This is a genomic window from Streptomyces aurantiogriseus, assembly GCF_014649375.1.
In the GTDB taxonomy this organism is placed as follows: Bacteria; Actinomycetota; Actinomycetes; order Streptomycetales; family Streptomycetaceae; genus Streptomyces; species Streptomyces aurantiogriseus.
The window spans coordinates 31,831-51,177 of the sequence record NZ_BMSX01000012.1; the positions used below are offsets into that span (position 1 = coordinate 31,831).

Consider the following 19,347-nt stretch of genomic DNA (forward strand, 5'->3'; position numbering starts at 1 on the left):
GGCGACGCCGTCATGCGCAGCGCCTACGTCGCCCCGGCGTGCTGCCCGCACATCGACTGGCGGGAGCCGACCGTGCTGGCGGTCACGCCGCTGCTGCGCGCCCTCATCGACCACCTGGTCCGCACCGATCTGGCCGCCGACGCCCGCAACCGCGCCGAGGCCGTCCTGCTCGACGAACTGCACCCCGTGCCGGTGACCAGTGTCTCCGTGCCTGCACCCCGCGATGCCCGGGCCCGGGCGGTGGCCGAGCGGCTAAGCGCCAACCCTGCCGACGGCCGGACACTGGCGGCCTGGGGAACCGAGGTCGGCGCGAGCGCCCGCACCCTGGCCCGCCTCTTCGTCGCCGAGACGGGCCTCGCCTTCGGCCAGTGGCGCGAACGGCTGCGGATGCAGGCCGCGATGCCGTACCTGGCGGCGGGCCTGCCGATCGAGGCCGTGGCCGACCGGATTGGCTATGCCACGGCCAGCTCCTTCACGGCGGCCTTCCACCGGCTGGTGGGGGTCACGCCGAGGCAGTACTTCCCGGTCGGCTCCTGGGGCAGGTCAGGATCGTTCCGGGGCGGGGCTGCGGGCTCGGCTCGCTCAGGGGCAGCTCCCCGTGCGAAGACAATGCCTAGTGCGGTCCATGGGCGGAGTGGTGCCCGTGGTGGTGCACCGGATGCGCGATGCCGTCGGTGCCCAGGGGGCCTTCCGACGCGTCGACGGCACTGCGTCGCACCCCGGTCAAGGTGAGCGTCACCAGCCGATGCACGGCGGCCTCGGACGGCAGGTCGCCGGCCGCGGTGAGGGCGTGCAGGCAGTAGCTCGCGAGTTCGCCGGGCGCGATGTCGTCGCGTACGACGCCGGCTTGGGCGCCGTCGGCCAGCAGCTCCTCGACCATGCCGTGGAGCCTCTGCTGCGCCTGGGCGACCTGGCGGTCTCGGTGCAGAAACGCCGCGAGGTCGCCGTCGTGGTGCTGCCGGGACGTGCGGGAGATGAGCGCGAACGCCCGAAGTACTGCTTCCAGGCGCTCACCGGCACCTTCGGCCCGGTCCCGGACCTCGGCCAAGTGGTCGAGGTGGTGGCCGATCTGCCGCTCATGCCAGGCGAGGAGGATCGCGTCGACGTCCGGGAAGTACTTGTACAGCGTCGCCCGGCCGATCCCGGAGTCCTTGGCGATCCGCGACATCGTCACCGACGTCAACCCGTGCTCGGCGACCAGCGTCGCGGTGGTTTGCAGGACTGCGTCCCGTACGGCGGCGCGGTGCGCGTCGATCGTCTCGTTCCAGAGCTTGGGCACGGTCCCAGCATACGGTCCGGCGCTGTCGTGACACATTGGATTGACAGAGACATTGTGTCTCGATAAAGCTGGGGTTGCTCGGGGACACCGGGCGATCAGGACAGACGGGAGAGCGGTATGGCCGGCTCGATGCACCATCCGCAATCCGGCGCCACCGCCCCGCGCAGGCCCGAAGACTTGTACATCACCAGGCCGCCGTGGGACATCGGCCGACCTCAGCGGGCGTTCGCGGCCCTCGGCCAAGCCGGTGCCCTCCGAGGCAGGGTCCTGGACGTCGGCTGCGGCACGGGGGAGCACGCGATCATGGCGGCGGAACTCGGCCTGGACGCGACAGGCGTGGATCTCGCCGCGAACGCCCTGCGCACGGCCGAGGACAAGGCCCGCGCCAGAGGTTGTGCGGTGCGGTTTCTGCGGCACGACGCCCGACGGCTCGGCGAACTCGGCGAGTCCTTCGATACCGTGCTGGACTGCAGGCTCTTCCACATCTTCGACGGCGACGACCGCGCCGCCTACGTCAACGGCCTGCGGTCCACGACGTCGCCGGGCGGCCGCTACTTCATGCTCGGGTTCAGCGACCGGCAGCAGGGCGAGTGGGGGCCGGTGCACAAGCTGACGCGGGCGGAGATCGAAGCCGCCATCGCTGATGGGTGGCGGCTCGACTCCATCGAACCGTCCACGATCGAGATCACCAATGACCCGGACGGCATTCGGGCGTGGCTGGTTGCTCTCACCCGTACTTGACACACCTGTCCAGTGCACCGGCATCCGCACGGACCGCACCGGAAGCGCGCCCCGCGGGGCCAACCCATAGAGGAACGTCATGCCAACAGCCGAAGCCCGCGTCGGGACCGAGCGGCCCAGCCGGTATCTCGTCCAGCTCTGCAAGCACTTCTCCAACAAGGGCCGCCACCTCGGCCGCCGGCTCCACGGCCATCCGGGCGGTGATGGTCAGGCGCTCCATGACATGCGGGCTGTGGCGGAGCAGGCGCAGGTCGAATGGTCCGACACCGAGGGAAAAGTCGCCCTTCCCTGGGGTCAGATCACCCTGCGGGCCACCCCCGGGGCGTTGATACTGCATGTCGAAGCAGCCGCAGCTGACGACCTCAGGCGGCTGCAGGACCTTGTCGCCGGGCACGTCGGGAGGTTCGGCCGACGTGACGGACTGCAGGTGAACTGGCAAGCAACCGACTCTCCCCGGCTTTCTCCCGCAGCCGCCGTCGGCGACGCCCAGGTGCCGCCAGGGGATGCCGTGCCGCGTCGCGGTCACCTCAAGGTCGTGGGCGTCGTGGCTGTCGTCGCAGTCGTCCTCGCCGTACATCTGGGGCTCGGCGGTGTCCTCCTGTCGAATGGGCGGTGGACCGGCTGGGCCGCCGGCGGCCTCCTGGCGGTCGTTTTGCTGAAGGTTGCGCTCCTGGGTGGGATCGCTATCCGTCGCGGACGGGCCTCGAAGGGGCGCTGAGCACGCTGCGGCACCAGGGATCGGTGGACGCGCTTGGCTCAGTGCCCGCCACTCGCCTCCACGTCGATGCGCTTGGTGAAGGTGCTTCCGCCGTCCTTCGACTCGTACACCCCGTTCTGCGTGGCGGCCAGGACGTGCTCGGCGCCGATGGCCGTGAGCGCCTGGGGCTGACCGCCCGGCACCGTTGCCGGCTTTTTCCAAGTGGCTCCGCCGTCGGCACTGCGGTGCAGTCCACCCGTGGTGTCGATGCCGTACAGCGCCTCCTTCGCGGACCAGGAGAGGAAGGCCATCACCGGCTTCTCGCCCGCGGTGAACGTCTTGCCGCCGTCCGTACTGCGAACCACACCGCCGGCCGTGGTGGCGAGGACGAGGTCGGGGTCCTGAGGACTGACCGCGATGTCGAGTGCTTCGAGCGCCGCTCCGTCCTTCCAGGTGGTGCCGTTCTTACTGGTGCGCAGTCGCGCGTTGGTGGAGTCGTACCCGTAGACGGTGTCGTGGACGTACTCCAGGGAGTGGAAGTCGGACTCTCCCGAGAGGGACAGGAACTTCCAGCTCTTGCCGGCGTCGGTGCTCTTGATCAGCCCTTTGTTGCCGGGGCCCTCACCGTCGGCGCTGGGGTGTCCGCTGGCGAAGAAGGTCTTGCTCCCGGCTACGGTGAAGCCCATGTAGTCGTCCTTGTTGCCGCCCACGAGTGTGGGTCGGCCTTGGGCGTCAGGGGTGTAGATGCCTTCGTGCGTGGCGACGTACAGGCGTTGGTCGGACGGATCCAGGCCGAGGCCGTGGATGTGGCTCACGGTGACGCCGGATTCGGAGTCGGCCGCGGAGGTATCCGTGTCGTCGCCGCTGCCGGAGCAGGCGGTCAGGGCGAGGCTGAGAGCGACCGCGGTGGCTGCCGCGGCGGCAAGGCGCTGGTTCATGGCTCCTCGGAGGGAAGGGCGTGTGGCGCACTGGGGGAGAGCGACCGGGCGTGATGAGGGGGGCGGGGTGGCCGGCCGTGTTCCGCAGCGCGAACGCTGCGGAACACGGCCGGCCGACGGGGTGACGGGAGCCGAACGGGCGGCTCGCGAGGCGGTGCTCAGAGCCGGTCGAGGATGCTCTGCAGCTGCTTGACCTCGGCGGACTGGCCCTCGACGATGTCGCCCGCCATCTTCACGGCGTCGGCGTTCTTGCCGTTCTTCTGCTCGTCCTTGGCCATGCTGATCGCGCCGTTGTGGTGCTCGATCATCATGTCGGCGAACATCTTGTCGAACTCGGCACCCTTCATGCCCTTGAGGTGCTCCATGTCCGCGTCGGACATCATGCCGTCGCCGCTGCCGTGGTCCATACCGTGTCCGGATTCCGCGGCGGTCGGCTTGTTCCAGGACTTCAGCCAGCCCTGCATCGTCTTGATCTCGGGGTCCTGGGCCTGCTCGATCTTTGCCGCGATGTCCTTGACCTCGGAGTCCGAGGCTCGGCCGTCGGCGAGCTTGGCCATCTCCAGGGCCTGCTCGTGGTGCGGGATCATCATCTGCGCGAAGGTGACGTCCGCGTCGTTGAAGTCCGTGGAACCGGCCTCGGCGGACGCCGACGCGGACGCGGAGCTGTTGCTGCTGCCGTGGTCCATGCCACTCATGTCGTCGCCGTTGTCGCCGCAGGCGGAGAGGAACAGAGCGCCGGCCGTGACGACGCCTACGGCGGCGGCGCGGCGGACGGGCTTGCGGTGCAGGGCACGCGTGAAGGCAGTCATGGTCGATTCACCTCGTGGTGTTGATTCTTTGGCTGTTTGTGCGCAGGCGAAGCCGCGGGTTCGCGCGTGGTGCGCGCCCGCGAGAGTGGTTCGGCCTACAGCCGCAGAACTGACAAACGGGTGAGATCGGGCGGGCGTGGCGGGGGATTGGGCCGTGCAGCGGCGGCCACCTTGGCCAGAAGCTCTGCCGGCCACTCCTGGCGACGGGCGAGCGCCGACCTGACGAGTGCGGTGAGCACCCATGCGCCGAACAGGACCGCCACACAAAGAGAAAGCATGTCCATGGCCATGACGGGCTCGTGCGAAGACGGCGAGTCCGCCGTATCCATGGCGTGATCGCCCACAACGCTGTCGACGGGAGCGCTCATCGGGTCGTGGCCCGAAGTAGGCGCGTCCGTAACGGTCGAGTGGGAGGCGGTGCTCATGGCGGAGTGCGTCGACTCGCTGGGATGTCCCAAGCTGTGCATTGCGAAGACACCGAGGGCGAGCACGACGACGAGCAGCAGGTGCCCAAGGGCGCCTCCTGCGCGTACGTACCGCCTCGCCTTCACAAGGGACTCCGTCACTGGCCGTTCTGAATCTGCTCATCCGACAGTACCCAAGGGATGCGCCCCTGCCGCCGGAGGGCCCTGATTCTGCTGATCTACTAAGCTGATTGGTGTTGAAGGTCACCACCGGCTGGATTCGCTGTGACTCCGTCGGACGTCAACCGCCACCCACTTACGATGAGCGTTCACTGGTGCCGGAGGGGTGTCGCCTCCATGGGTGAGGGGAGCGGTCGTGCGTCAGCTGGGTGAGCTGGAGGCGGAGATCATGCACCGCTTGTGGGCCTGGGGGCGTCCGGCGAGCGCGCGCGATGTGCTGACGGACATCAACAAGCAGCGGCCCCTCGCCTACAGCACCGTCAAGACCGTGGCCGACATCCTCCACAACAAGGGCATGCTCAAGCGGCACAAGGAGGGAAGAGCCTGGGTGTATGAGCCCACCTGTACGCGTCAGCAGTACACGGCGGCACTGATGCGGCAGGCCCTCGGCGGCAACCCGGACCCGGCCGGAACCCTGGTCAGTTTCCTGGAACAGATGACGCCCGAGGAGACCGACGCTCTACGCTCGGCCCTCCGAGTGGTCAAGAGGCGGAGCGAAGCATGAGCACAGCTGCGGTCCTTGCCGGATACGCCGTTGTGGCGGGTGCCCTGGTGCCGTCCCTGCTGTCCCGGGCGAAGTGGGCCCACCGCGCCCCGGTGCTTGCGGTCCTCGCCTGGCAGGGCCTTATGGTCACGTTCGTCGTCGCCACCGTCCTCGCGGTCTACCACCTGCTCCTTTCCGAGGAGCACGCGCACGACGGCCTCGTCGGGCTGATCAGTGCCTGCGGCCTCATCGTCGGTGCTCCGGGCACAGGAACCGCATCCGACACGGTCCTGGCGCTCACCGCCCCCGCCGCGGTCGCGGTGCTGCCCCTCGGCTGGCTCGTGCGCTGCGCCTGGCAGGCGCGCCGGGCGCGGCAGCGCCACCTCGACCTGCTCGTCCTCGTCGGTGAGCCGGCACCCGAATATGACGCCACCGTCGTCGACCACACGGCCCCGGCCGTCTACTGCCTGCCCGGCCGTCGCTGTCGAGTCGTCATTACGCAAGGTGCGCTGGACGTCCTGTCCGAGGAGCAGTTGCGGGCCGTTCTGGAGCACGAGCGCGCGCACATCGACGGCAGGCACCACGTACTCCACTTGCTGGCGGAAGCGTTCTCCCGGGCCTTCCCCGGTCTGCCGCTGGGCCGCCACGCCAAGGAACAGACGGCGCTGCTGGTGGAGATGATCGCGGATGACCACGCCCTGCGGTCCCATCGGCGGGAGGTGCTCGCAAGCGCGATGTATGAAGTGGCGGCGGGTCGGGTCCCGCCTGTGGCCCTGGGCGCCGGCGGGACCGGTGCCCTGATTCGTCTCCGGCGCGTGCTCACCCCGCAGCCCCGGCCGCATCGCGCTACCCGGCTGGGGGTGGTCGCGGCGACCGTCGCGGCGCCGCTGCTGCCACTGCTGGTGGCGTGCGGGCACTGATCCCGCCACTGCTCCATAACGGCGACGTTCCCGCACGTCTCCCGACGATCAGTTCTACGAAGGGCTGGATGGGTGGGCGCAGGCACCAGCAGTGGGCGAGTTGTCGCCGGCCCTCCGACTGAGATGGGTCGCCAGTGCCTGGAGCAGTGCAGCGGCCGTCATCTTCACCACCGGATGTTCGAGCACTCGCCGAAGAGTGCCTTGCTGTGATGGCGTGCACACGGGTTGGCCTCTCTCCCGCCGGCCTGCTGGAGTCGCTGATGTGTCGGTATACGCCGACGGTCCGCCGGACTCCTGTACGGATCCGGCGGACCGTCGGCCCTGACATCGCCTTGTCTCGGATCGGCAGCCCACGGTCAGACCCCGACCTGCTCGCTCGGCTCCGTCCGCTCGGACTGCTCCTGGTGGGCGGTCGCAGCGGACTTCTCGGTGCGCATCATCAGGAGTGTGATGAGGCCACCGACCGCGGCGATGACCGCGGCTGCGGTGAACGCCGCGCTGAAGCCTTCGGTCAGGGCCGGCAGGTCTCCGAGCCGGCCCGCGCCCTGCGAGGTGGCCAGGGCGGTGAGTGCGGCCAGGCCGAGGGCCGAGCCGATCTGGTAGGTCGTGTTCACGATGCCGGAGGCCAGGCCCGCCTGTTCCTGCGGAGCGCCGGACATCGCCGCCATCATTGCCGGGATGTACGCGAGCGACATGCCGAGCGCCGCGACCAGTGAGGCGGGCAGTACGTCGACGACGAAGGAGCCGCTCGGTTCCACGGCCGACAGCCACACCAGACCCAGCGCGAGGACCAGCAGCCCGCCGCCGATCAGCGGCTTGGCGCCGAACCTGGCCAGCAGCCGAGCGGTGATCGCGGTCATGAAGACCATGAGCAGCACCGTCATCGGCAGCAGCGCGGCACCCGAGGCGAACGCCCCGTAGCCGAGGACCTGCTGCAGGTACAGGTTGAGGAAGTACCACATCGGGATCCATGCGGCCCCCAGCAGCGCCATCGCCAGGTTGGCCGAGCCGAGCCGCGGCACGCGCCAGATGCCCAGCGGCATCAGCGGCTGACGCACGGTCCGCTGGATGACGAAGAAGAGGGCCAGCAGGGTTGCGGCGCCCAGGAGTTCCAGTACCGTCTGCGTGGATCCCCAGCCGATCTCCGGGGCGCGTACGACGGCGAAGACGGCGAGCGCCAGGCCCGCAGTGACTGCGGCGGCGCCCAGGACGTCGATGGCGCCGCGGCGTGGGGCAACCGCCGGCAGAAGCCCGGTGGCGGCGAGCGTGGCGACGCCGATCGGGACGTAGATGACGAACACCCACGGCCAGCTGAGCCACTCGGTGAAGACACCGCCGAGGAAGACGCCCGCGGTACCGCCGGCAGGGGCTGCGGCGCCGTAGAGGGCCATGGCCTTGCCGAGTTCCCTCGGGTCGTGCGCGAACAGGGTCATCAGCAGGGTCATCGCGGCCGGGGCGATGAGCGCGCCGCCGACGCCCTGTACCGCGCGGCCGACGACCTCCACCCACGCGGTCTGCGCGGCCGCCGCGATGATCGATCCGCCGATCAGCACGGTCCAGCCGGCGGTGAAGACCCGGCGGGCGCCGAGCAGGTCGGAGAGGCGACCGCCGAGGAGCAGCAGGCCGCCGAAGGCGATGACGTAGGCGTTGAAGACCCACTGCAGCTCGCCCTGCGAGAAGCCGAGGTCCTTCTGCATCTCGGGGAGTGCTACCCCGATGATCGAGGTGTCCATGATCACCATGAACTGGGCGGTGGCGAGCACGGCGAGTGCCCACCAGCGCCTGGGACTGACGGTTGGCATTGCCTTCCCCTTTCCAGGATCGTCTGTCCGGTTTGGATACCCCCAGGGGGTACCGGAAAGGGAAGTTAACATACCCCCAGGGGGTATGGAAGGGGTATGGCCGGCCAAGTTTTCCGCACAGAAAGACGCCGCCTGGCCGCTGTCCTGCGCGGACAGCGGCCAGGCGGCGGTGAGCGGTTCGGAGGGCCTACCTGAAGGAGCGCAGACGCAGACTGTTGGTGACGACGAACACCGATGAGAAGGCCATTGCGGCACCGGCGATCATCGGGTTGAGCATGCCGAAGGCGGCGAGCGGCAGCGCGGCGATGTTGTAGCCGAAGGCCCAGAAGAGGTTGCCCTTGATGGTGGCGAGGGTCTTACGGGAGAGACGGATCGCGTCCGCCGCCACCCGCAGATCGCCGCGCACGAGGGTCAGGTCGCCTGCCTCGATCGCCGCGTCCGTTCCGGTGCCCATGGCCAGGCCGAGGTCGGCGGTGGCGAGGGCGGCCGCGTCGTTGACACCGTCGCCGACCATGGCGACCGTACGGCCCTCGTTCTGGAGCCGCTTTACGACGTCTACCTTGTCCTGCGGCAGGACTTCGGCGATCACCTCGTCGATGCCGACGGCCCGGGCGACTGACTGCGCGACAAGCTGGTTGTCCCCAGTCAGCAGCACCGGCTTCAGCCCCAGCCTGCGCAGCTCGGCCACTGCCTCGGCGCTGGTCTCCTTGATCGCGTCCGCGACGGTCAGTACACCGCGCGCCTTGCCGTCCCAGGCCACGGCAACTGCCGTACGCCCCTCTGCCTCGGCGGCGGCCTTGGCCTCGGCCAGTTCGCGAGGCAGCTCGATGACCCACTCCTTGAGGAGCTTCTCGCGGCCGACGAGTACGGCGTGTCCATCGACGACGCCCTGGACGCCGAGACCGGCGACGTTCTCGAAGTTCTCAGGTACCGGCAGGCTTCCGGCCCGCTCGATGGCGCCGGCCGCGATCGCCTGGGCGATCGGGTGCTCGGAGGCGTGTTCCAGCGCGCCTGCCAGTCGTAGCAGTTCGCCTTCGTCCACGTCCGGTGCGGTGAACACGTCCTGGAGCTGCATCCGGCCGGTGGTGACGGTGCCGGTCTTGTCGAGGACGACCGTGTCGACGCGGCGGGTCGACTCCAGGACCTCGGGACCCTTGATCAGGATGCCGAGCTGGGCGCCGCGGCCCGTGCCGACCATGAGGGCTGTCGGCGTCGCGAGCCCGAGCGCGCACGGGCAGGCGATGATCAGGACGGCCACGGCGGCCGTGAACGCGGCGGTCGCGTCACCCGTGACGCCGAGCCAGGCGCCGAGGGTGGCGGCAGCGATCAACAGGACTGCGGGGACGAAGACGCCGGAGATCCGGTCGGCGAGGCGCTGCACCTCGGCCTTGCCGTTCTGTGCGTCCTCGACCAGCTTCGCCATACGGGCCAGCTGCGTGTCGGCGCCGACCCGGGTCGCCTCGACGACGAGCCGCCCGCCGGCGTTCACCGTCGCCCCGGTCACGGCGTCACCGACGCCCACGTCCACAGGTACGGATTCCCCGGTCAGCATGGAGGCATCGACTGCGGAGGCTCCCTCGACGACGGTCCCGTCGGTCGCGATCTTCTCGCCGGGGCGTACGACGAACCGGTCGCCGACCGCCAACTGCGCCACAGGAATGCGCACTTCCGTGCCGCCCCGCAGTACGGAGACGTCCTTCGCGCCGAGCTCCAGCAGCGCCCTCAGCGCCGCACCAGCCTTGCGCTTCGACCTCGCCTCCAGGTAGCGCCCGGCGAGGATGAACGTGGTCACCCCGGCCGCGGCCTCCAGGTAGATGGAGGAGGAGCCGTCGGAACGGGAGATGGTGAACTCGAAGCCGTGCCGCATGCCCGGCATGCCGGCGTGTCCGAAGAACAGCGCCCACAGCGACCAGCCGAGGGCGGCGAGCGTGCCGATGGACACCAGGGTGTCCATGGTCGCGGCGCCGTGCCGGGCGTTCGTCCAGGCGGCCCGGTGGAAGGGGAACGCGCCCCAGACGACGACCGGCGCGGCGAGAGTCAACGACAGCCACTGCCAGTTGTCGAACTGCAGGGCCGGCACCATCGCCATCAGGACGACCGGCACCGACAGTGCGAGCGACGTGAACAAACGCTGCCGTAGAGAGAGCGGCTCGTTGTCCGCGACGGGCGGTGCGCTCCGGACCTCGCCGTCGCCGCCCGGAGGAGTAGGAGGGGGCGGCTCCGCGGCGGTATAGCCGGTCTTCTCGACGGTGGTGATGAGGTCGGCGACTTCGATTCCGTCCGGATAGGAGATCTTCGCCTTCTCGGTGGCGAAGTTGACGGTCGCCGTGACGCCGTCCATGCGGTTGAGCTTCTTCTCGATGCGGGCCGCGCAGGAGGCGCAGGTCATGCCGCCGATGGAGAGCTCGATCTCGGAGACGGGCGCAGGTGCCTTGTCGGGAAGCGTCTTCTCGGGAGCCGTGCTGGTCATGGAGATTCTCCTGGGGAAGGCCGGGACGTACGGCGTCCGTATCAGCGGAGCGGCACGTCCCGGCGGGGAGGAAACGCGTGGTCCGGGGCCACCCGGCCCCGGACGGGCTCACGCCGTGCCGACGAGCTCGTAACCCGCCTCGTCGACGGCGGCACGGACGGCCTCCTCGTCGAGCGGGGCGGCAGAGGTGACTGTCACCTCACCGGTCTTGGCGACCGCGGCGACCGCGGTGACGCCGTCCAGCGCGGATATCTCCTGCGAGACCGCGCCCTCGCAGTGCCCGCAGGTCATGCCGGACACCTTGTAGACGGTGGTGATCGCGCCGCCCTGAGCGTCGGCCGCAGCGCCGGAGTGGCACGAACCGTCGGTGGAGCAGCAGGAGCCGGAGTTCTTCAGGTCGGTCATGGCTTTTCTTCCTCGGGTGTCGATGCGTGGACGCTTCGGGAGGGGCTCATCCCCGCTCCTCCCGAACGACTCGACAATATACCCCCCTGGGGTATTCCCGAGCTGTGGGGCCGCCCACATCTCCCGGCTCCTCACAACTCTTGTGGCGCACTGCGCCCGTATCGGTCCAGCAGGTGGAGCTGCCGAAAAGGATCTGGCCCCCGCCGTCGCCGGAGCCCCCGGCCGCTAGGCGACCATCATGAGCAGCATGGCGGACATGGTCCCGCCCATGCCGACGTGAGCGGCGAGGGCCGCCTCAGGGGTGGCGCCGGTCCTGCGGCGACGTCCGCCGTGGCGACCTCGTTCCGTCGTGCGCGCCTTGTCCCACACGGATAGCGTCAGCGACGCCAGATAGACGACGACCGTGTCCGGCATCGAGAGCAGCCAGCGCCCCCAACTGCGGCGCCGACCGTTCTCTCGGCCTGCTGTGAGAACGGTCCTGTCGGTGCCGCGCGCGCGTGCCCACACCGACGCGGCGATCGACAGCAGGAAGTAGACGGCGAGCGCGGCGATCACGAAACGCCAGAGAGAAGACGATGACGAGGCGTCCGCTCCGGCGGCCGAGGCGTGACCGCTCATGTCCGCCGCACCCGCCCCGTGCGAGGACTCGATGCCGGCCATGCCCTCCATTCCGGCCGAGTGGTGCATGCCCGCCGCATCCTCCATGTCCGGCATGCCTGGCATCGCGGAACCGTGGCCATGACCGCTGCCCAGCGCGAGGACAGGTCCGGACGACGTGGTCGTCATGGCCAGAGTCATGATCACCATGCCGGCGCTGCCCACGATGAGGTGTACCCAGTGGCGGCCTTCCTTCCAGCCGTATTCGCGCGTGTGCTTGACGGCCAGCACTACGGCGCCGAGTCCGAGGAGAGCGAACAGCCCCGACCACCACATGCCGTGTCCCCCGTACCAGGCTGCCGTCGCGGGCAGGGCCATGGCGGCCATGCACAGCCCCATCAGCAGGTCACCGCCCGCGGCGTAACGGCTTTCACCGCTCGTGGTCACGACCCGCACCGCGCTGACGGCGGCGACCAGAGCGGAGAGCGCCGCTATGGACCAGCTCAGAGCCAGAGTTCCCATGTCCACCCTTCTTTGTGCGTCCCGCTGAGCCACGTGAGTGGCGACTGCTAGGACTTAGTACGCACCGGGGTGGGGGAGTGCTCAGTATCTGCTAAGTAGATTAGTAGTCAGGGACGGGTGGCCGCGAAGTGCGGCATCGCGTCGAGCGGCGTGATCTCGACGTTCTTGCCGGTGCGCGGGGCATGGATCGCCTTGCCGTTGCCTATGTACAGGCCGTTGTGCTGGCTGCTGTTGTACCAGTAGATGATGTCGCCCGGCTGCAGGTCCGACCTCGCTACCTGCCGCCCCGCCGAGTACTGCTGTTGGACGGTGCGCGGCAGCGAGACACCGGCCAGCGCCCTGCGGCGCCCGTCAGACCCGAGCAGTCGAAGGAGTTCGGGCCGGTCGAACCGGCCGAGCGCCTCCGCCCGGCCCAGGTAGTCGTCCGGGTCGGAGGAGAGGAACAACTGCACACTCGGGTCCAGGCCACCGTTGCGATACTGAGCGGCGGCCACCGGACCCATCTTGCCGCGCAGTTCGTTGATCTCGGCCTGTTGCTCCGCCACCTGATCCTGGGCCTGTCTGGCTTCCTTCTGGAGTGCCACTTTTTTCTCGGGGATCGCGTTGTACTCCTCGGTCGGCTTCTCGGCCTCCTCGTACAGCTCCGCGATCTGCTGGCGCACCTCGTCGACCGACGGTTTCGGTGCGGCCTGGCTCTGCGTCGGCAGCAGGGAGACGGTCCCGGCTGTCGCGGCCAGGGCGGCGAGCCGTGAGCGGCTCGGCGGCTTCGGTCGGCGGTGGGATCCCGTCCTGCGACAGCTCCTCTGCTCACCTCGCGGCCGACGCTGGATGCCGTCCGCGGACTGTGCCATTCGGGTCGGATCAGAGTCGCAAGAAACTTAGTAGGTTCGTAGATGAAGTCGCAATTCAGTCCGAGAAAGCAGGGGAGTTTGCGACCGAGTGCCCGATTAGCGTGACTTGCTCAGAAGTGGTCCTTTAGTCCTGCTTTGCGCAGTGCTTGGCGCAGGGCGCTGACCTCTTCCGGGCTCATCTGCTCCACGAAGTGGGCAAAGGCCGCGGGATGGTCCTCGCTGGCGCCGAGCGCATCCTCCATCAGCGCGGCCGCGTACTGCTCGCGCGTCCGGACCGGGGAGTATGCCCAGGCGCGACCCTGCTTTTCGCGTAGTAGCCAGCCCTTGTTGTAAAGGATGTTCGCCACCGTCATCACGGTGGTGTAGGCGAGTGGCCGCTCCTTGTTGATGTCGTCGACGATCTCCCGCACCGTCGCAGGGCGCTTCCAGCGCCACAGGCGGTCCATGATCTCCGCCTCGAGTTCCCCCAGCCGCCGCATGGTCGCTCCCAGATCGCCGCTCTACGCAGGCTCATAGTAGAACGCCCACTCGGGGCGCAGGTCAGGAGCGTTATGGTCGATCGTCCGGAGTCATCGCCGAAGCAAACCGGTCATGTGTGTGGCTCGTTAACGCGCTGTGGTGCGGGAGTTGACGGACCAAGGTCTACGAGCCGTTAGTATCACGGCATGATTACGGCTTGGCCACTCCCGCGCCTGGTGCGGGCTCGCATGTCTGCGGGTCCGTTGCTGCGCGTGTTGGCCATGGTCGTGTTGCTGTTCGGCATCGTGTCCACCCATGGGCTGAGCGCCGAGAGCACCAAAGGACACCTGGTGACCAGCGCTGCAGCGCCTGTGGCCATGTTGCACGAGGAGATCCTCGGAGCCGAGGGCGAGCAGGCCGCGCCCCGGCTCGTTGTGATAGGCGAGCCGGGCGGTGGTCATGGCTCCTCGCATACAAGTGAGCACTGCGTCTCCGGCCAGCCGCAGCAGGGTCCGGTGCTGACGCCGCCGTGCTTTGCAGTGTCGGTCAGCGAATCGACCAACGTCGGGCGCGTTTCGGGCAGGCTGAGCCTCAACGAGTGGGCGCTGTCTGCCGCGTCGTCAACGGCTCTGAGATTGTCCGTGGTTCAGCAGGTCTAGAAGCGGTAGTCCTCTTCCTTCGGCTGTTCCGGCCACGCCTGCCAACGGGTGTGGGACCGGCTCGCCGACTCGTGCGCGACGAGCACCAGATCCCCCGCACACAGGGGTGACTCCGGCTCTGCGTCGTCGATGCCGTGCTACCCCCACCCATGCCCGCCGTTCCCCTCTGCCGTGGCTGACGCTGTGGCCGAAGGGGGCGAGTGCACGGAGGACCTGTGCCGACACACTCCCGTACACCCACGCCTGCCTTGCGTGCACCGGCCGACTCGCGTCGGCAGCACCCAATTCTTGCTCTGCTGTCCGCAGCCTTGCTCGTAGTGCTCGGGCTGTGCAGCTTTATGCATGGCCGGCTCGAAGAGCCGGACCGGCTGACACCCGCCGTCGCCACGGCCTCTGGATGGCCGGCGGTGGCGAGCGATGTGGTGCCTCATGGGCCGCATCGGCACCATGGGGCCGAGGAGTGTGGCCTGGACGGGGCTGCCCGCACGACGGCTCAGGCCGCTCACCATCCACCCGCTGAGGCCGGGACGACGGCGTTCGCCGACGTACCCGAGGCTCTCGTACGGCCGCAGCCCCAGCGTCGGCAGTTCCGAACCCGCATAAGACGTGCAGGTAGAACCGCGCTTGTTCGCACCTCGCGGTGGCGTATCTAGACCTCTCCCTCGCAGCCGGCCCCCGCTCGGCTGCCGCGCGACGGCCCCACAACCCCGGACGGAGTGACCGTCCGCTGTGCGGCCGTGGCGCGAGATGAACGTGCACCGCGTATTCATCGAGCGAGAGCGAAAAGACATGCAGTCAATGACGAATACCGCCGCCGTGCCCGAGCGGTCCGCTTTGTCGGCGCTGGTGGGCAACACGCCGCTGCTGCGGGTGTCCCAGCCCCTGACGCCCCCGGACCGCGGCTTCTGGGCGAAGCTGGAGGGCTTCAACCCCGGCGGCATCAAGGACCGGCCGGGTCTGCACATGGTGGAGCGGGCCCGCGCCCGGGGCGACCTGCGCCCCGGCGCTCGGATCATCGAGTCCACCAGCGGCACTCTCGGACTGGGCCTCGCCCTGGCCGGAATGGTGTACGGCCACCCGGTCACTCTGGTCACCGACCCCGGGCTGGAGATGTCGATGACCCGGCTGCTGACCGCGTACGGCGCCCAGGTCAACGTCGTCTCGGAGCAGCACCCCACCGGCGGCTGGCAGCAGGCTCGCCGTCAGCGCGTAGAGCAGCTTATGGCGCAGCATCCGGGTTCGTGGTGCCCGGATCAGTACAACAACCCGGACAACACCACTGCCTACACCCCGCTCGCCCTGGAACTGGCGTCCGAGCTGGGCCACATCGACGTCCTCGTGTGCAGTGTCGGCACGGGCGGGCACTCCGCCGGCGTCTCCCGGGTGCTGAAGCAGCTCTACCCCGAGCTTAAGGTGGTCGGTGTAGACACCATCGGTTCCACGATCTTCGGCCAGCCGGCCCGACCGCGGCTGATGCGGGGCCTGGGGTCGAGCATCTACCCCCGCAATGTCGCCTACGAGAACTTCTCCGAGGTCCACTGGGTGGCCCCGGCCGAGGCGGTGTGGACCTGCCGCCAGTTGGCCACGTCGCACTACGCCACCGGAGGGTGGAGCGTCGGTGCCGTCGCCCTGGTCGCCGGATGGCTGGCCCGCACCCAGCCCACCGACACCCGGATCGCCGCGATCTTCCCCGATGGCCCGCAGCGTTACCTCGGGACGGTCTTCGACGACGATTACTGCGCCGCGCACGGCCTCCTCGACGTCCCTCCTGCTCCGGAACCGGAGGTGATCGGGCGCGTGGACGAGAAGGAGGTCGCTCGCTGGACCCGATGCACCACCGTGGTCGATCCGCTCATCCTGGCCGAGCCGGCAAAGGAATCCGACGTGCTCGACGCACTTGACCGCGAGGAAGGAACCGGCGAGAACGCCGGACGCCGTCACGCCGACGCTGTGGAGGAGAGCCGGTGAAGGGCACCCTCGCACAGGTACGCAGTTACGAGCGCAGCGTCCAGCTGTTGATGGTCAACCAGTTCACCATCAACCTGGGCTTTTACATGCTGATGCCCTACCTGGCCGCCCACCTGTCCGGGACCCTCGGACTTGCCGGTTGGGTCGTCGGACTGGTCCTGGGTGTACGCAACTTCAGCCAGCAGGGCATGTTCCTCGTCGGCGGGACGCTCGCCGACCGCCTCGGCTACAAGCCGATGATCGTGGCCGGTTGCGTGCTGCGCACGGTCGGATTCGCCACCCTCGGCCTGGTCGACTCGTTGGCCGCCCTGATCGCCGCCTCCGCGGCCACCGGTCTGGCTGGCGCGCTGTTCAACCCGGCGGTCCGGGCGTATCTCGCCGCGGACGCGGGGGAGCGCAGGGTCGAGGCGTTCGCCCTGTTCAACGTCTTCTACCAGGCCGGGATCTTGCTGGGCCCCCTCGTGGGCATGGTGCTGACCGGCGTGGACTTCCGCGTCACCTGCCTGGTCGCGGCCGGGATCTTCGCGCTGCTCAGCATCGTGCAGATTCGTGCGCTGCCGACACGACGGGCCGACGACTCCAAGGGCGGCAAGGAGGGACAGGACCGCGACGGCGTACTGGCCCAGTGGCGCGGCATCCTCGCCAACCGGCCGTTCCTGCTCTTCTCCGGCGCCATGATCGGCTCGTACGTCCTCTCCTTCCAGGTCTATCTCGCGCTGCCGCTGGAGGTACGACGGGTTGGCGGTGACGGTGAGTTCGGCACAGCAGCGGTGGCCGCGCTCTTCGCCGTCTCCGGCCTGAGCACGATCGTCGGCCAGACGCGGGTGACTGCCTGGTGCAAGGCCCGCTACGAGCCGGGCCAGGCCCTTACCCGGGGATTGGCCGCTATGGGCCTGGCCTTCGTGCCCCTGTTGCCGGCCAGTGCAGTGCCCGTCCCGGACTCCGGTGTGGGCCTGTGGCTGCTGGCCGCAGTACCGCCCATGCTGGCCGCGCTGCTGCTGGCCGTCGGCACGATGATCGCCTATCCCTTCGAGATGGATACCATCGTCCGCCTCTCCGGTGACCGTCTCGTCGCCACGCACTACGGGCTCTACAACACCATCTGCGGAATCGGAATCACCCTCGGCAACCTTCTCACCGGCGCGGCGCTCGACGCCGCCCGCGAGGCAGGGATGCCCGCGCTGCCGTGGATCTGCTTGTGTGCGCTTGGCCTCGCATGCGCGGCCGCTCTGTACGGTCTGCGCCGCGCCGACCGCTTGACGACCCGGGCCGCTGAGCCGCAGCACGTCACTGCCTGACCCTGCCGTAACAGGTCCAAGGGGGCGGGCGCTGTCCAGCACCCGCCCCCTTGAACGTGGCACTCACCGAGCAGGACCGTGCCCGGCGCTACTCGGTCCCTGAATTCAGCGGCGGCTGACTTGGCCAGGCTCGCTGTCCGTTTTCTCCTCGATGCGGCCGACCTTCCAGACCACCAGGGCCAGCGCCCAGGTGGCGAAGAACAGGCCGACGATGACGTAGCCGACGATGTTCAGGCCGAGGTGGAGACGTGGGCCTTACCTCTTCGACAATTGCTCGCTGTCGCACCATCCGCGTTGATGCGAGCGACCGCTCGACTCTGCGGATCAGCTTCAGCAGTTCCGGACGAAGCTGTTCGGCGGGCACGCCCGCAAGCACGTCGTCCCGCAGTCGGCGCGCGCGTGCGGCGGAGTCCCTCCAGCCGACCACCGCGAGGAACCGCCCGAGACTGTCCAGGTGGGCTCCACACCGACGGCGGGCCGCACTGTTGCGGGTCACGTGCTCACCGCAGGCGGCCCGCAGCCAGGGCTCGCTCCAGAACGGATCGGAGGCGGAGTCGACCTGGACGTGGGCGACCTCGGCCTCCTGGACAAGGTCACCTTGGAGGGAGAGATGCAGGATCAGGCCGTGCGGCCAGTCGTTGAGGGCGGGACCCAGTGGGACATGGAGGAGATCGAGCCGCAACTCGTCACGATCGTCGGCGCGTCGGCCATCGGCAGCCCTGCGATGGTCATTTCACCCATGCCGTGCCCTGCGTGACCGTCGTGAGCGGAGGGACCTTGCTCCTCCCCGGATTCGTGCTGATCGGCAGAGCCGTTGTGATGCTCGTGCTCGGACGACTCCTGGTGATCGGAGTGCTCGTCGTGCTCATGAGAGGGCTTGTGGTGTCCCTGGTGGTCGTGCTGAGCGTCGTTTCCGGTTCCAGGGTGGTGCGCTTCGCGGGCAGGACGCCCCTTGGAATGGTGATCCTTCGCCGGTGAAGACGGCTGGACCTCGGCGGCAGCCGCACCCTCCTCTGTGGTCTGGGGCTCCTGCCCGCCCTGGGTGAGCAAAGCGGTGCCTGCGGCCAGCTTCTCTTCCACGTCGGCGATTCGGCTCAGGGTTACCAGCGCCTTCGGGCTCGGCACCTGCCGCCGCACGGCGTCCAACCAGCCGGCGTCGGTCGACTCGGGCGATCCAGCGACGACCAGCAGGTCCGCAGCGGCCGGTCCATCGACCACCGGCCACCCCAGCCGACGCAATTCGGCCTCGGCCGCCAGCCTGATCGCCGTCGAGCCCGGCCATCCGACCAGCAGCACTCCCGGTCGGGAAGCGGCCGCGTGTCTTAGCGCGCCTCTCAGGCCCATCGGAACGCCCCCTCGCGCCAGGCATAAGCGACACCCGCGAACAGGATTCCGAGGAACAGGAACATCTCGACAACGGCACTCGTGCCGACGTCGGACACCACCTTCACCCACGGGTACATGAACAGCATCTCCATGTCGAAGGCCAGGAAAATCATGGTGACCGGGTACCAGCGCACATGGAATCGGGAGAAGGCATGCTCTTGCGGTGACAGCCCTCCGCTGAACGGGCCGGCGTCCAATGGTTCCCGACCTTCGGTGAGCCACGCCCTCAACCCGTACAAGGCCAGAGATCCACCGGTGACGACACCGAGGAGAACCAGTAAGGGTTCCCATTCACTCATCCCGACCATGCTCTCGTCTCCAGCCAGCGGCCCCTTGGAGGCACGCCCGACCATGCTCGTCGAGAACAACGCCTCCGCGCCGTTCTGCGTAAGCGGAGTGCCCGATCTCTCCCGGCCCG

General features: G+C 68.9%; 19 protein-coding genes and 1 pseudogene. 8 read left to right on the forward strand and 12 right to left on the reverse strand.

Features of this window, described 5'->3' with window-relative positions; translation table 11 throughout:
• Positions 1-12 precede the first annotated feature (12 nt).
• Positions 13-732 carry a helix-turn-helix domain-containing protein gene (locus IE263_RS48735; RefSeq protein ID WP_308430659.1) on the forward strand — a complete coding sequence of 240 codons (720 nt, stop codon included), beginning with the start codon at positions 13-15 and terminating at the stop codon, positions 730-732.
• Here IE263_RS48735 and IE263_RS24435 read toward each other — a convergent pair.
• Positions 614-1,279, reverse strand: coding sequence for a TetR/AcrR family transcriptional regulator (locus tag IE263_RS24435; protein WP_189939901.1), 666 nt, complete (start codon positions 1,277-1,279; stop codon positions 614-616). The two genes, IE263_RS48735 and IE263_RS24435, sit on opposite strands and share 119 nt — an antisense overlap.
• 129 nt (positions 1,280-1,408) lie before the next feature.
• Here IE263_RS24435 and IE263_RS24440 point away from each other — a divergent pair, with 129 nt between their 5' ends.
• Positions 1,409-2,020 carry a class I SAM-dependent methyltransferase gene (locus IE263_RS24440; RefSeq protein WP_229911132.1) on the forward strand — a complete coding sequence of 204 codons (612 nt, stop codon included), beginning with the start codon at positions 1,409-1,411 and terminating at the stop codon, positions 2,018-2,020.
• A gap of 223 nt (positions 2,021-2,243) precedes the next feature.
• Positions 2,244-2,738 (forward strand): DUF2218 domain-containing protein, encoded by a 495-nt coding sequence (locus IE263_RS48740; protein ID WP_373312076.1) that lies wholly within the window; start codon positions 2,244-2,246, stop codon positions 2,736-2,738.
• A 38-nt stretch (positions 2,739-2,776) separates the two neighbouring features.
• Here the strand turns inward: IE263_RS48740 and IE263_RS24450 are convergent, their stop codons facing one another.
• The 3 genes from IE263_RS24450 to IE263_RS24460 form a co-directional block, all read right to left on the reverse strand.
• On the reverse strand, positions 2,777-3,655 hold the full coding sequence (locus IE263_RS24450; protein ID WP_189939903.1) for a F510_1955 family glycosylhydrolase: 879 nt from the start codon (positions 3,653-3,655) through the stop codon (positions 2,777-2,779).
• A 158-nt stretch (positions 3,656-3,813) separates the two neighbouring features.
• A complete protein-coding gene (locus IE263_RS24455) occupies positions 3,814-4,464 on the reverse strand; it encodes a DUF305 domain-containing protein (protein WP_189939904.1) in 651 nt (216 codons plus the stop codon).
• Between the two features lie 95 nt (positions 4,465-4,559).
• The gene (locus tag IE263_RS24460; protein WP_229911154.1) at positions 4,560-4,931 is read right to left on the reverse strand and encodes a DUF6153 family protein; all 372 of its coding nucleotides are present in this window, start codon (positions 4,929-4,931) and stop codon (positions 4,560-4,562) included.
• A gap of 313 nt (positions 4,932-5,244) precedes the next feature.
• Here IE263_RS24460 and IE263_RS24465 point away from each other — a divergent pair, with 313 nt between their 5' ends.
• Positions 5,245-5,613 (forward strand): BlaI/MecI/CopY family transcriptional regulator, encoded by a 369-nt coding sequence (locus IE263_RS24465; protein ID WP_189939905.1) that lies wholly within the window; start codon positions 5,245-5,247, stop codon positions 5,611-5,613.
• The gene (locus tag IE263_RS24470; protein ID WP_189939906.1) at positions 5,610-6,512 is read left to right on the forward strand and encodes a M56 family metallopeptidase; all 903 of its coding nucleotides are present in this window, start codon (positions 5,610-5,612) and stop codon (positions 6,510-6,512) included. The genes IE263_RS24465 and IE263_RS24470 overlap by 4 nt, the downstream gene beginning before the upstream one ends.
• Before the next feature lie 356 nt (positions 6,513-6,868).
• On the opposite strand, the gene IE263_RS24475 is transcribed toward IE263_RS24470, so the two are convergent.
• From IE263_RS24475 to IE263_RS24500, 6 genes and pseudogenes are all read right to left on the reverse strand, one after another.
• Positions 6,869-8,314 (reverse strand): MFS transporter, encoded by a 1,446-nt coding sequence (locus IE263_RS24475; protein ID WP_189939907.1) that lies wholly within the window; start codon positions 8,312-8,314, stop codon positions 6,869-6,871.
• A 187-nt stretch (positions 8,315-8,501) separates the two neighbouring features.
• The gene (locus IE263_RS24480; RefSeq protein WP_189939908.1) at positions 8,502-10,784 is read right to left on the reverse strand and encodes a heavy metal translocating P-type ATPase; all 2,283 of its coding nucleotides are present in this window, start codon (positions 10,782-10,784) and stop codon (positions 8,502-8,504) included.
• A 108-nt stretch (positions 10,785-10,892) separates the two neighbouring features.
• On the reverse strand, positions 10,893-11,189 hold the full coding sequence (locus IE263_RS24485; RefSeq protein ID WP_189939909.1) for a heavy-metal-associated domain-containing protein: 297 nt from the start codon (positions 11,187-11,189) through the stop codon (positions 10,893-10,895).
• Between the two features lie 225 nt (positions 11,190-11,414).
• Positions 11,415-12,308 carry a DUF5134 domain-containing protein gene (locus tag IE263_RS24490; protein ID WP_189939910.1) on the reverse strand — a complete coding sequence of 298 codons (894 nt, stop codon included), beginning with the start codon at positions 12,306-12,308 and terminating at the stop codon, positions 11,415-11,417.
• A 107-nt stretch (positions 12,309-12,415) separates the two neighbouring features.
• Positions 12,416-13,045 (reverse strand): annotated as a pseudogene (locus IE263_RS24495) (C40 family peptidase).
• 224 nt (positions 13,046-13,269) lie between these two features.
• Positions 13,270-13,638, reverse strand: a complete 369-nt coding sequence (locus IE263_RS24500) for a BlaI/MecI/CopY family transcriptional regulator (RefSeq protein ID WP_189939911.1) — start codon at positions 13,636-13,638, stop codon at positions 13,270-13,272.
• A gap of 228 nt (positions 13,639-13,866) precedes the next feature.
• Between IE263_RS24500 and IE263_RS24505 the strand changes: the two genes are divergently transcribed.
• From IE263_RS24505 to IE263_RS24515, 3 genes are all read left to right on the forward strand, one after another.
• Positions 13,867-14,277, forward strand: coding sequence for a hypothetical protein (locus tag IE263_RS24505; protein WP_229911135.1), 411 nt, complete (start codon positions 13,867-13,869; stop codon positions 14,275-14,277).
• Positions 14,278-15,075: 798 nt separating this feature from the next.
• Positions 15,076-16,245, forward strand: coding sequence for a PLP-dependent cysteine synthase family protein (locus tag IE263_RS24510; protein WP_308430660.1), 1,170 nt, complete (start codon positions 15,076-15,078; stop codon positions 16,243-16,245).
• A complete protein-coding gene (locus tag IE263_RS24515) occupies positions 16,242-17,543 on the forward strand; it encodes an MFS transporter (RefSeq protein ID WP_189939914.1) in 1,302 nt (433 codons plus the stop codon). Before IE263_RS24510 ends, IE263_RS24515 begins: the two co-directional genes overlap by 4 nt.
• Positions 17,544-18,161: 618 nt before the next feature.
• Here the strand turns inward: IE263_RS24515 and IE263_RS24520 are convergent.
• Both IE263_RS24520 and IE263_RS24525 read right to left on the reverse strand, forming a co-directional pair.
• Positions 18,162-18,839 (reverse strand): hypothetical protein, encoded by a 678-nt coding sequence (locus IE263_RS24520; protein WP_189939915.1) that lies wholly within the window; start codon positions 18,837-18,839, stop codon positions 18,162-18,164.
• Positions 18,840-18,877: 38 nt separating this feature from the next.
• Positions 18,878-19,228 (reverse strand): NADH-quinone oxidoreductase subunit A, encoded by a 351-nt coding sequence (locus tag IE263_RS24525; RefSeq protein ID WP_189939916.1) that lies wholly within the window; start codon positions 19,226-19,228, stop codon positions 18,878-18,880.
• Positions 19,229-19,347: the final 119 nt, after the last annotated feature.

Excerpts from the sequence above, each read along its gene's own strand:
- IE263_RS24440 (WP_229911132.1), top strand. The coding sequence starts at position 1,409 with ATGCACCATCCGCAATCCGGCGCCACCGCCCCGCGCAGGCCCGAAGAC.
- IE263_RS24505 (WP_229911135.1), top strand. The coding sequence starts at position 13,867 with ATGTCTGCGGGTCCGTTGCTGCGCGTGTTGGCCATGGTCGTGTTGCTG.
- IE263_RS24460 (WP_229911154.1), bottom strand. The coding sequence starts at position 4,931 with ATGCACAGCTTGGGACATCCCAGCGAGTCGACGCACTCCGCCATGAGC.
- IE263_RS48740 (WP_373312076.1), top strand. The coding sequence starts at position 2,244 with ATGCGGGCTGTGGCGGAGCAGGCGCAGGTCGAATGGTCCGACACCGAG.
- IE263_RS24510 (WP_308430660.1), top strand. The coding sequence starts at position 15,076 with ATGACGAATACCGCCGCCGTGCCCGAGCGGTCCGCTTTGTCGGCGCTG.
- IE263_RS24480 (WP_189939908.1), bottom strand. The coding sequence starts at position 10,784 with ATGACCAGCACGGCTCCCGAGAAGACGCTTCCCGACAAGGCACCTGCG.
- IE263_RS24490 (WP_189939910.1), bottom strand. The coding sequence starts at position 12,308 with ATGGGAACTCTGGCTCTGAGCTGGTCCATAGCGGCGCTCTCCGCTCTG.
- IE263_RS24450 (WP_189939903.1), bottom strand. The coding sequence starts at position 3,655 with ATGAACCAGCGCCTTGCCGCCGCGGCAGCCACCGCGGTCGCTCTCAGC.
- IE263_RS48735 (WP_308430659.1), top strand. The coding sequence starts at position 13 with ATGCGCAGCGCCTACGTCGCCCCGGCGTGCTGCCCGCACATCGACTGG.
- IE263_RS24500 (WP_189939911.1), bottom strand. The coding sequence starts at position 13,638 with ATGCGGCGGCTGGGGGAACTCGAGGCGGAGATCATGGACCGCCTGTGG.
- IE263_RS24525 (WP_189939916.1), bottom strand. The coding sequence starts at position 19,228 with ATGAGTGAATGGGAACCCTTACTGGTTCTCCTCGGTGTCGTCACCGGT.
- IE263_RS24470 (WP_189939906.1), top strand. The coding sequence starts at position 5,610 with ATGAGCACAGCTGCGGTCCTTGCCGGATACGCCGTTGTGGCGGGTGCC.
- IE263_RS24485 (WP_189939909.1), bottom strand. The coding sequence starts at position 11,189 with ATGACCGACCTGAAGAACTCCGGCTCCTGCTGCTCCACCGACGGTTCG.
- IE263_RS24455 (WP_189939904.1), bottom strand. The coding sequence starts at position 4,464 with ATGACTGCCTTCACGCGTGCCCTGCACCGCAAGCCCGTCCGCCGCGCC.
- IE263_RS24475 (WP_189939907.1), bottom strand. The coding sequence starts at position 8,314 with ATGCCAACCGTCAGTCCCAGGCGCTGGTGGGCACTCGCCGTGCTCGCC.